The sequence below is a fragment of the Pseudarthrobacter albicanus genome (assembly GCF_018224015.1).
In the GTDB taxonomy this organism is placed as follows: domain Bacteria; phylum Actinomycetota; class Actinomycetes; order Actinomycetales; family Micrococcaceae; genus Arthrobacter; species Arthrobacter albicanus.
In genome coordinates this window covers 40,281-50,618 of record NZ_JAGPOT010000045.1, presented here as the reverse complement: position 1 = coordinate 50,618, position 10,338 = coordinate 40,281, and the positions used below count along the sequence as shown (strand labels likewise).

At 68.4% G+C, this 10,338-nt stretch carries 10 protein-coding genes; 5 read left to right on the top strand and 5 right to left on the bottom strand.

Annotated elements, in window-relative coordinates; translation table 11 throughout:
* Window positions 1-114 precede the first annotated feature (114 nt).
* From J9611_RS11570 to J9611_RS11560, 3 genes are all read right to left on the bottom strand, one after another.
* Window positions 115-786, bottom strand: a complete 672-nt coding sequence (locus tag J9611_RS11570) for an MBL fold metallo-hydrolase (protein WP_307857078.1) — start codon at window positions 784-786, stop codon at window positions 115-117.
* The gene (locus J9611_RS11565; RefSeq protein ID WP_211880289.1) at window positions 783-1,868 is read right to left on the bottom strand and encodes an S-(hydroxymethyl)mycothiol dehydrogenase; all 1,086 of its coding nucleotides are present in this window, start codon (window positions 1,866-1,868) and stop codon (window positions 783-785) included. Before J9611_RS11565 ends, J9611_RS11570 begins: the two co-directional genes overlap by 4 nt.
* Window positions 1,869-1,966: 98 nt before the next feature.
* Window positions 1,967-2,224, bottom strand: a complete 258-nt coding sequence (locus J9611_RS11560; RefSeq protein ID WP_211880287.1) for a mycoredoxin — start codon at window positions 2,222-2,224, stop codon at window positions 1,967-1,969.
* A gap of 119 nt (window positions 2,225-2,343) precedes the next feature.
* Between J9611_RS11560 and J9611_RS11555 the strand changes: the two genes are divergently transcribed.
* Window positions 2,344-3,093, top strand: coding sequence for an SOS response-associated peptidase (locus J9611_RS11555; protein WP_211880285.1), 750 nt, complete (start codon window positions 2,344-2,346; stop codon window positions 3,091-3,093).
* Here J9611_RS11555 and J9611_RS11550 read toward each other — a convergent pair.
* A complete protein-coding gene (locus J9611_RS11550; RefSeq protein WP_211880297.1) occupies window positions 3,090-3,512 on the bottom strand; it encodes a VOC family protein in 423 nt (140 codons plus the stop codon). The genes J9611_RS11555 and J9611_RS11550 overlap by 4 nt on opposite strands.
* Window positions 3,513-3,532: 20 nt before the next feature.
* On the opposite strand from J9611_RS11550, the gene J9611_RS11545 reads away from it, so the two are divergent.
* On the top strand, window positions 3,533-3,853 hold the full coding sequence (locus J9611_RS11545) for a chorismate mutase (RefSeq protein ID WP_211880283.1): 321 nt from the start codon (window positions 3,533-3,535) through the stop codon (window positions 3,851-3,853).
* 30 nt (window positions 3,854-3,883) lie between these two features.
* Here the strand turns inward: J9611_RS11545 and J9611_RS11540 are convergent, their stop codons facing one another.
* Window positions 3,884-4,270: a hypothetical protein gene (locus J9611_RS11540; protein WP_211880282.1), complete on the bottom strand. Its 387-nt coding sequence runs from the start codon at window positions 4,268-4,270 to the stop codon at window positions 3,884-3,886.
* 197 nt (window positions 4,271-4,467) lie between these two features.
* On the opposite strand from J9611_RS11540, the gene J9611_RS11535 reads away from it, so the two are divergent.
* The 3 genes from J9611_RS11535 to thrS all read left to right on the top strand — a co-directional run bounded on the left by J9611_RS11535 (window position 4,468) and on the right by thrS (window position 10,331).
* On the top strand, window positions 4,468-4,815 hold the full coding sequence (locus J9611_RS11535; RefSeq protein WP_211880280.1) for a DUF6504 family protein: 348 nt from the start codon (window positions 4,468-4,470) through the stop codon (window positions 4,813-4,815).
* Complete coding sequence (locus tag J9611_RS11530; RefSeq protein ID WP_211880277.1) at window positions 4,812-8,249, top strand: DNA polymerase III subunit alpha; 3,438 nt, start codon at window positions 4,812-4,814, stop codon at window positions 8,247-8,249. The genes J9611_RS11535 and J9611_RS11530 overlap by 4 nt, the downstream gene beginning before the upstream one ends.
* 72 nt (window positions 8,250-8,321) lie before the next feature.
* Window positions 8,322-10,331 (top strand): threonine--tRNA ligase, encoded by a 2,010-nt coding sequence (thrS, locus tag J9611_RS11525; protein ID WP_211880275.1) that lies wholly within the window; start codon window positions 8,322-8,324, stop codon window positions 10,329-10,331.
* The last annotated feature ends 7 nt before the right edge of the window (window positions 10,332-10,338 follow it).

Sequence of the window (10,338 nt, the reverse complement as noted above, 5' to 3'; positions counted from 1 at the left end):
GAACCGTTCGACTGGAAATACACCCGCGCCGACCTCAACGACTACCTGCACCGCCTGAACAAACACGACCACGAACTGGCCGCCTGACCCCCGACGAACTAACGAAAATGCCCACTAGTGCGTGTCTCCCAATAGGGTGATCCAATCCTGAAGCTGCGGCGCTTCGGCGCCGACCGTCGTCGGATCGCCGTGCCCGGTCCGGACCACCGTGTCCGCCGGGAGCGCCAGCAGACGCGTCCGGATGGACTCGATGATGGTCGGGAAGTCGCTGAAGGACCGGCCGGTCGCGCCCGGGCCGCCCTGGAACAGCGTGTCGCCGCTGAAGACGGTGCCTTCGCTTTCGACATAGAAGCACATGGAACCCGGCGAATGGCCCGGGGTGTGCAGGGCCGTGAGCCGGGCGCCGGCGACGTCGAACGTGTCCCCGTGTGCGATGGCGTGGTCCGGTTCGGTTCCCGGGAAAACGCGCTCCCACAGCATCCAGTCGTCCCGGTTCAGGTAGACCGGGGCGCTGAGGCGCCCGCGGACCTGCCCGGCGGCGCCGATGTGGTCATCGTGCCCGTGCGTGAGCAGGATCGCCGTGACTTTCCGGCCCGCAACGGCGGCCTCGACCGCGGCGGGATCATGCGCCGGGTCGATGACGAGGCATTCCTCGTCGTTGCCGACGATCCAGACGTTGTTGTCCACGTCCCAGGTGCCGCCGTCCAGCGAGAACGTGCCCGACGTGACCAGCCGGTCGATCCGGAGGCCGTTCACGGCACCGCCGCTGGCCGTTGAACCGTTCACAGTTCCACGACAGACCGCAGGACCGATCCGGCGTGCATCTTGTCGAAGGCCGCTTCGATGTCGTTGATCGAGATGCGTTCGGTGACGAAGGCGTCCAGGTCCAGCCTGCCCTGCCGGTACAGGCTGATCAGCATCGGGAAGTCCCGGGAGGGCAGGCAGTCCCCGTACCAGGAGGACTTGAGCGAGCCGCCGCGGCCGAAGACGTCCAGCAGCGGCAGGTCCAGGGTCATCTCCGGGCTCGGGACACCCACCAGGACCACGGTGCCGGCGAGGTCGCGGGCGTAGAACGCCTGCTTGTACGTTTCGGGCCGCCCGACGGCATCGATCACCACGTCGGCGCCGAAGCCGCCGGTGAGTTCGCGGATCGCCTCGACCGGATCGACGGCGGAGGAATCCACCGTGTGGGTGGCGCCGAGTTCCGTGGCGCGTTCGAGCTTCTTGGCGTCGATGTCGACGGCGATGATGGTGGTGGCACCGGCGAGCGCGGCACCGGCGACGGCGGCCACGCCCACTCCGCCGCAGCCGATCACGGCGACCGAGTCCCCGCGCTTCACGCCGCCGGTGTTGATGGCGGCGCCGAGGCCCGCCATCACGCCGCAGCCCAGCAGGCCGACGGCGGCGGCGTCGGCGTCGGGATCGACCTTGGTGCACTGGCCGGCAGCGACGAGGGTCTTCTCGGCGAAGGCGCCGATGCCCAGGGCCGCGGTGAGCTCGGTGCCGTCCTCGAGGGTCATCTTCTGGGTGGCGTTGTGGGTGTTGAAGCAGTACTGCGCCTGGCCGCGGCGGCAGGCCCGGCACTCGCCGCAGACTGCACGCCAGTTCAGCACCACGCGGTCCCCGGGGGCCACCTCGGTGACGTCCGGGCCCACGGCGCTGACGACGCCGGTGGCCTCATGGCCCAGCAGGAAGGGGAAGTCGTCGTTGATCGCGCCGAGCTTGTAGTGCAGATCGGTGTGGCACACCCCGCTGGTGAGGATGTCCACCAGCGCCTCGCCGGGTCCGGGGTCCGGGACCAGGATGGTCTCGACCGTGACGGGTGCTCCCTTGGAGCGGGCTACTGCGCCTTTGACTTTGTGGACCATGAAAAATCTCCCTCGCTGCACGTCGCAACACGCGGTAAGGCGCGGTCCCGTGGGGGCCGCGCCGTCGTCGTTGAAGTCTGGATTGTCTGGGTGTGGCCTCAGGCGGCGAGCCGGGTCCTGACCTCTGCCGCGGACGGGTTGGTGGCCGCGGTGCCGTCCGGGAACAGCACGGTCGGGACGGTGCGGTTGCCGCCGTTGAGCTTCTCCACGAGGTCGGCGGTGCCTTCGACTTCTTCGATGTTGATCTCGGTGTAACCGATGCCCTGGGCGTCCAGCTGCTTCTTCAGCCGGTTGCAGTAGCCGCACCAGGTGGTCGAAAACATGGTGATGGTGCCGGATTCGGGGGTGAAGTCCACGAAGTTTCTCCTCGGTGCTCGTCTTAGGCGTGTTTCGTCGCCAGGGTGTCGTTCGCTTCAACCGTAACCCGCAGCCGGCTATTCCCGGGTGGCGGATCCCCAGATGGCATGCTGGTGCCATGTGTGGACGCTACGTGATGGCCCGGGCCGTCGGAGATCTGCTGGCGGAGTTCGACGCCGGGCTCGAGGCAGAGATCGTGATTCCGCCGTCCTGGAATGTCGCCCCGACGGCGGACGTGCCGATCCTGCTGGAACGGCTGGTGGACGGCGGGGCGGTCCGCCAGCTCCATCTGGCGCGCTGGGGCCTCGTGCCGCCCTGGGCCAGGGACCCGGGCGTCGGCCCCAGGATGATCAACGCCCGCAGCGAGAGCGTGCTGGCGAAGCCGGCGTTCCGGAAGGCCGTCCGGTCCCGGCGCTGCGCGGTACCCGCGGACGGCTACTACGAATGGAAAGCCGGGGAAGGGCGCAGCAAGCAGCCGTACTACGTGCACCCCAGGGACGGTTCCCCCATGATGTTCGCCGGCCTGTACGAATGGTGGCGGGACCCGTCCAAGGCGGCGGGGGATCCGCAGCGCTGGCTGCTCTCGGCCTCGATCCTGACCACGGATTCGCCACCGGAAGGCTACGCCGGCGGAAGGCTCGCCGGACTCACCGCCCTGCATGACCGGCTGCCGGTGGCGATGGACAGCGCGGCCATCCAGGCCTGGCTTGACCCGCACGCCGCCGACCCCGCCGCCCTCGTGGGGCTGGTCCGGGCCGGGGCGCACGGGGCCGCACAGGGCTGGAGGATCGACGCCGTCGGCACCGCCGTCGGCAACGTCAGGAACGACTCCGCCGGGCTCATCCAGCCGGTCGGGAGCCTTTTTTAGAGCATGACCGCGCCGTCGGCGCCGACCGCCCAGGTGGGGTTGAAGGCCACCTCCCAGCGGAAACCGTCCGGATCGCCGAAGTAGCCCGTGTAGCCGCCCCAGGGCTGGGTTTTCGGCGCGGCCACGATGCTGGCGCCGGCCGCCTCGGCCTCCGCCATCACCGCGTCCACTTGAGCCGCGCTGCCCAGGTTGTGGCTCAGGGTGATGCAGGGAATCCCGTCGGGGCTGGACGTCCCGGCCTCCGCGTGCATCTGCGAGGCGTCCCACAGGGAGAGGACGAGTCCATGATTGGCCTGGAGGAAGACGACCTCGCCGGGGGCTTCCCGGAGGACGCGCCAGCCCAGGCCGTCAACGTAGAAGCTGCGGGAGGCGTCGACACTGCGGACACCCAATGAAATTAAGTCGACTCGTGGCTGCATCATTCGATACTGTCATCCCCATGCCCACAAATCACGGAGACGACAAAAACGCCCAGGCCGACAAGGAACAGCTCGCGGCGGTACGGGTGGCCGTTGACGAGGTGGATGAACAGATCGTCCTGCTGATCGGACGCCGCGAGCGGCTGATCCGGATCGCCGGAACCCTGAAGGAGGACAGCGCCCAGGTGCGGGCCCCCGGACGGGTGGAGCGCGTGATCGAGCATGTCCGCGGGGTGGCGGAGAAGAAGGACATCGACGCCGACATCGTCGAAAAGACCTACCGCGCCATGACCGAGGCGTTCACCACGCTCGAACTGGAAGTGTACAAAGCCAGCAGCTGACGCTGTCCGGCCCGCTACAGGGCCTCCCCGCTACAGGGCCTCCTCCACCGGGACATTGGCCTGGTACTCCCGGCCCTCCGCGTCGCTGAAAGCGCTCATCAGATGGCCCTTGGGCAGGCCCAGCACCGTGCTCAGGGGAAAGTGGCCCGTGATGGTGTTGCCCGAATGCTCGACGCCCTTGAGGTCAAAGTTCTCCTCGGTCCCGTCGTGGCAGAAGCAGAAGAAGGACACGGCCTCGCCGTTCATGAACTCGATGCCCATCCTGCGTTGATGGGAATGGTCCGGGGTTGCCGCCACGAGCCCCACCACGTAGGCCCCCGCTCCCGGAATATTTCCGTCTATATCGAACTTCGCCACCAGGGCGGTTTCCTTGGCGGCGATGCTTACGTGCTTGAGGAGTGCGTTATGGGAACTCATGGCTCAATCCTGCCCCCAGCGCCCCCGTCCGTCCACCCCTGACCTAGGTTTTGCCCCGCACCCGGCCTACACTGAAATCATTCGAAGATATGTTCGAATAATGACTTTGACACTACTTCGAAAACTTGGGCCTGACCGCAGTCCCCGGCTTGAGCTGCGCCGGAAAGCCTGCGGTCGGGCTGTTCCGGGAGGCAAACATGGGCATGTTCAGCGAGTCGGTCGACGTCGTCTGCACACCCTCGGGCCAGCCCCTGAAGCTGGGCTGGGCCGGGCGGCACTACACCGTCTGCGCGGAGCCGGTCCGCTGGTATGAGCGGCGCCAGTGGTGGGCAGAGGAAAGCCGGGCCCCGCTCGGCAGCGGGCCTGGCCTGGTGGACCACGAGATCTGGCGGGTCCAGGTGCGCCTGTCTGATCCGTCCCCGGAGGGCGGGGCCCGGGGGGAGATCCTCACCCTTGACCTGTCCCGGCACGTCGGCAGCGGCCGCTGGAGGCTGCTGCGGATCCACGACGCCCTCCGGACCCTCCCCAAGCGGAGGAGGGCATGAGCTTCACGCATCTCCATGTCTCCACCGCCTTCAGCGCCCACTACGGGGTCTCCTGGCCGGAGGAACTGGCCGCTGCGGCGGCCGCGGACGGAGCCACCGCGCTCGCCTGCACCGACCGCGACGGCCTGTACGGAACGGTCAAGCACCTGCTGGCCTGCATGGCGGCGGGACTGGACGCGGTCGTCGGGGTGGACCTGGCGGTCCTGGACGACGACGGCGACCTCCGCACCCAGGCGGGGGGACGCGTCGTCGTCCTCGCGCACGGGCACAACAACGGCGCCGGGTACCGGGCGCTGTGCCGGCTGATCTCCGACGCCCATGCCCGCACCACGGGCAAGGCCGGGGGCGCGGTGCCGGTGGCCGTGACCCGGGCGGAACTGGCCTCCCGCACCCTGCACCCGGAAACCCTGGACCCGGTGCTGACGGTCCTGCTCGGGCCGGACTCCGACGTCGGACGCGCCATGCGCGGACGGCGCTACCTGCGTCCCCGCACCCTGTTCAAACGCTGGCTGGACGCCATGCCGCCGGGAACCCTCGCCGCCGAGGTGGTCTCGCAGCTGAGCCCGCCCGGTGAGCCCCTGAGCACCGCCCATGCGGTGCGGATGCTCAGGCTCGCCGCGGAACACGGGGTGCCCGCCGTGCTGAGCAACGCCGTGCGGTACGCCGCCGAGGACGGCGCGGCCACCGCGGACGTGCTGGACTCCGCCCGGACCCTGAAATCCCTCCCCGAACTCTCCGCCGCCCCGCAGCTCCAGCCCAACGGGCAGGCCTGGCTCAAATCACCGGCGCAGATGCTGGCGCTGGGCAAGGAGATCATGCATGCCGCCGGGTATGGGAGAACGGACCTCAAACGGCTCATGGCCCAGACCGAGGCGCTCGCGGACCGCTGCCGGATGGAGCCGGCCACCGACATGGGCTGGAAACAGCCGGTGGTCCCGGAAGCCTCCGTGATCGGGATTGCCGGGGATCCCCTCGTGGAGCTGGCCCGCCGCTGCGAGGCCGGAATCGGCCGCCGGTTCCCGGGGATCGCCGGGAAACCCGCCGAAGCGCTGCGCGCCCGGCTGGACCACGAACTGGGGATCATCGGCAGCCTGGGCTTCGCCGCCTACTTCCTGACCGTCGCCGAGGTCGCCCGGATGATCCTGGACCTGGGGGTCCGGGCCGCCGCCCGCGGCTCGGGCGCCTCGAGCCTGGTCAACTACCTGATCGACGTCAGCCAGGTGAACCCGCTCCAGCACGACCTCATCTTCGAGCGCTTCCTCTCCCGGGACCGCGCCACCCTGCCGGACATCGACATCGACGTCGAAAGCGCCGAACGGCACAACGTCTACCGGAAGATCTTTGCCCGCTTCGGGGCCGAACGCGTCACGCTGATGAGCATGCAGAACGGCTACCGCGCTCGCGGTGCCGTGCGGGACGCCGGCCAGGCGCTGGGCATGGACGACGGCGAGGTCGGTGAAATCGCCAAGCAGCTGTGGCGGTTCCCGGCCCGGAACTTCCGCGAGGCCCTCGCGGAGAAGCCGGAGCTGCGGGAATTCGCCGGAAGGGTGGAGCAGCGCGATTTCACCGAAAACCAGCAGCTGGACCTGCTGGTGGACCTCACGGAACGGCTGGACCGGCTGCCGCGCCACATCTCCATGCACCCGTGCGGGGTCATCCTGGGAGATGCCACCCTGCTGGACCGCACCCCCGTCCAGCCCAGCGGCCTGGGCCTGCCCATGAGCCAGTTCGACAAGCACGACATGGACCCCATGGGGATGCTCAAGCTCGATGTGCTGGGGGTCCGGATGCAGAGCGCCATGGCCTTCGCCGTCCGGGAAGTGATCCGGCTCCATCCCTCCAAGGCCGAGGTGGTCGCGGCCGGGGCGCATCCGGCCGGCCCGGACGGGAACGGGCCGGACTACATCGCCGAGGACGGGCACATCGACCTGAACGCCGTCCCGCTCGATGACGAACCCACCTACGAGCTGATCCGCAGCACCCACACGCTGGGCTGTTTCCAGATTGAATCCCCGGGCCAGCGCGAACTGGTCGGCAAACTGGCGCCGCGGGACTTCAACGACCTCATCATCGACATCTCGCTGTTCCGTCCGGGGCCGATGAAATCGGACATGGTCCGCCCCTTCCTGGAACACCGGCACGGCTTCGCCCCCGAGGTGTACCCGCACCCGGACCTGGTGCCGGTGCTTCAGGAGACCCACGGGGTGACCGTCTTCCACGAGCAGATCCTGAAGACCTTCGACGTGATGACCGGGTGCGGGCTGGCGCGGGCCGATGAATTCCGCCGCGCGCTGGGCAACGAGATGCTCGAGGGAAAGGTGGAGGAGTTCTTCCGGAAGGAGGCCCGGGCCAGGAGGTACGCCCCCGAGGTGGTGGACAAGGTCTGGGGCACGCTGAAGGCCTTCGGCAGCTTTGGCTTCTGCAAGGCCCACGGGGCTGCCTTTGCCGTCCCCACCTACCAGTCGGCCTGGCTCAAGACGCACCACCCGGAAGCATTCCTCGCCGGGCTCTGGGAACACGATCCCGGCATGTACCCCAAACGGCTCCTGGTGGCCGAGGCGCGGCGGCTGGGGATCCCCATCCTGCCGCTGGACATCAACAGGAGCCAGGCGGAGTACCGGGTGGAGCGGGTCGCCGCCGGCCCGGACCGGGGCAGGCTGGGCATCCGGCTGAGCCTCAGCGGCATCTACGGGCTGTCCGGCGCCGAACTGAAGCGGATCGTCGCGGCCCAGCCCTATGACTCGCTGGCGGATCTGCGGGCCCGGTCCCGGCTGAGCCGGCCGGGCATCAAGCGGCTCGCCCAGCTGGGGGCCTTCGACTCCCTGCACCGGGCGTCCGGGGGAGCCGCGAACCGTGCGGACCTGGTCCGGCACCTGCAGGACCTCCAGCACCGCCCGCAGCGGAAGGGCGTGGAGGTCATCGAGGGCCAGCTGGCCCTGCCGCTGGGCGACATCGAGCTGCGGAACCTGAAAGCGGAGCTGCCCGCACCCGGCATGGTGGAGACCGTCCGGACCGAACTGGACCTGATGGCCGTGGACGTCAGCGAACACCTGATGGCCAGCCACCGTCCCCTGCTGGACAGGCTGGGCGTCACCACCGCGGACAAGCTGCTGGGGCTGCGCAACGGCACCGAGGTGCTGGTGGCCGGGGTCCGGGTCGCCACCCAGACGCCGCCCATGCGCGGCGGCCGCCGGGTGGTGTTCATCAGCGTCGACGACGGGACCGGCTGCGTGGACTCGGTCTTCTTCCATGAGGCCCAGGAACAGGCCGGGTCCCTGCTGTTCGGCACCCGGCTGCTGCTGATCCGGGGCACCACCCGCCGGACCGGGCCCCGGGGGATCAGCATCAGTGCCAGCATGGCCTGGGACCTCAGCCGTACCGGGACCCTGCCGTTCCCCGGCGCCGCGTTGGTTGGCCTATCCGGAAACCGATAGCATGGACGAGGCTGGCTGTGGTCCCCGTACGCCGCAAGCTATGAAGCCTAAAACTTTGAATAGGAGACACCCGTGTCAGATGCCCAGCAGATCACCCTTCTCGTCGACGGCGAAGAGACCAAGGTGGCTACCGGGACCACCGGCGCGGAACTCTTTTTTGAGCGCCGTGACGTCGTTGTGGCCCGTGTCAACGGCGAGTTGAAGGACCTGGACCAGCCGCTGCCCGAGGACGCCGCGGTCGAGGGTGTCACCATCGGTTCCCCCGACGGGCTCAACGTGCTGCGCCACTCCACGGCCCACGTCATGGCCCAGGCAGTCCAGCAACTGCGCCCCGACGCCAAGCTTGGGATCGGCCCCTACATCACCGACGGCTTCTACTTCGACTTCGACGTCGAGGAGCCGTTCACCCCGGAAGACCTCCGGCAGCTGGAAAAGATGATGCAGAAGATCATCAACCAGAACCAGAAGTTCGTCCGCCGCGTCGTCAGCGAGGACGAGGCCCGGGAGGCCATGAAGGACGAGCCCTACAAGCTCGAGCTCCTGGGCAGGAAGAACGACGCCGCCGACGCCGGGGAAGGCGTCAACGTCGAGGTGGGCGCCGGAGACATCACCATTTACGACAACGTGGACCGCAAGGGCGGGGACAGCGTCTGGTGCGATCTGTGCCGCGGCCCGCACCTGCCGAACACCAAGCTGATCTCCAACGCCTTCGCCCTGACCCGGTCGTCTGCCGCCTACTGGCTGGGAAACCAGAACAACCAGCAGCTGCAGCGCATCTACGGCACCGCCTGGCCCACCAAGGACGCCCTCAAGGCCTACCAGGAGCGGATCGCCGAGGCCGAGCGCCGCGACCACCGCAAGCTAGGCGCCGAGCTGGACCTGTTCTCCTTCCCGGACGAGCTGGGCTCCGGCCTGCCGGTGTTCCACCCCAAGGGCGGCATCATCCGCAAGGCCATGGAGGACTACTCCCGCCAGCGCCACGTGGACGCCGGCTACGACTTCGTCTACACGCCCCACATCACCAAGGGGCACCTCTACGAGGTTTCCGGCCACCTGGACTGGTACAAGGAGGGCATGTTCCCGCCGATGCACATCGACGCGGAACTCAACGAGGACGGCACCGTGCGCAAGCCCGGCCAGGACTACTACCTGAAGCCGATGAACTGCCCCATGCACAACCTGATCTTCCGCTCGCGCGGCCGGTCCTACCGTGAGCTGCCCCTGCGGCTGTTCGAATTCGGCTCCGTCTACCGCTACGAGAAGTCCGGTGTGGTGCACGGCCTCACCCGGGTCCGGGGCATGACCCAGGATGATGCCCACATCTACTGCACCCGCGAGCAGATGAAGGACGAGCTCACCACCACGCTGAATTTCGTGCTGGGCCTGCTCAAGGACTACGGCCTGGACGATTTCTACCTGGAGCTTTCCACCAAGAACGAGGACAAGTTCGTGGGCGAGGACGCTGCCTGGGAAGAAGCCACGCGCACCCTGGCGGAAGTGGCCGAAGCCTCGGGCCTCGATCTGGTCCCGGATCCGGGCGGGGCCGCGTTCTACGGCCCCAAGATCTCCGTCCAGACGAAAGATGCCCTGGGCCGGACCTGGCAGATGTCCACGATCCAGCTGGACTTCAACCTGCCGGAACGCTTCGAACTCGAGTTCCAGGCGGCCGACGGCACGCGCCAGCGCCCGGTGATGATCCACCGTGCCTTGTTTGGCTCGGTGGAGCGATTCATGGGCGTCCTGACGGAGCACTATGCCGGCGCCTTCCCGGCCTGGCTGGCGCCCGTGCAGGTGGTGGCGATTCCGGTGGCAGAGGCGTTCAACGACTACCTGTTCGACGTCGTCGGCCAGCTCAAGGCGGCGGGCATCCGTGCCGAGGTGGACATCTCCTCGGACCGCTTCCCGAAGAAGATCCGCACGGCCAGCAAGGACAAAGTCCCGTTCGTGCTGATCGCCGGCGGAGACGACGCCGACGCCGGCGCGGTGTCCTTCCGCTTCCGCGACGGAAGCCAGGACAACGGCGTGCCGGTGGCCGAGGCTGTCCAGCGGATCGTCGACGCCGTCCGCAACCGGACCAGCTAGCGATTCG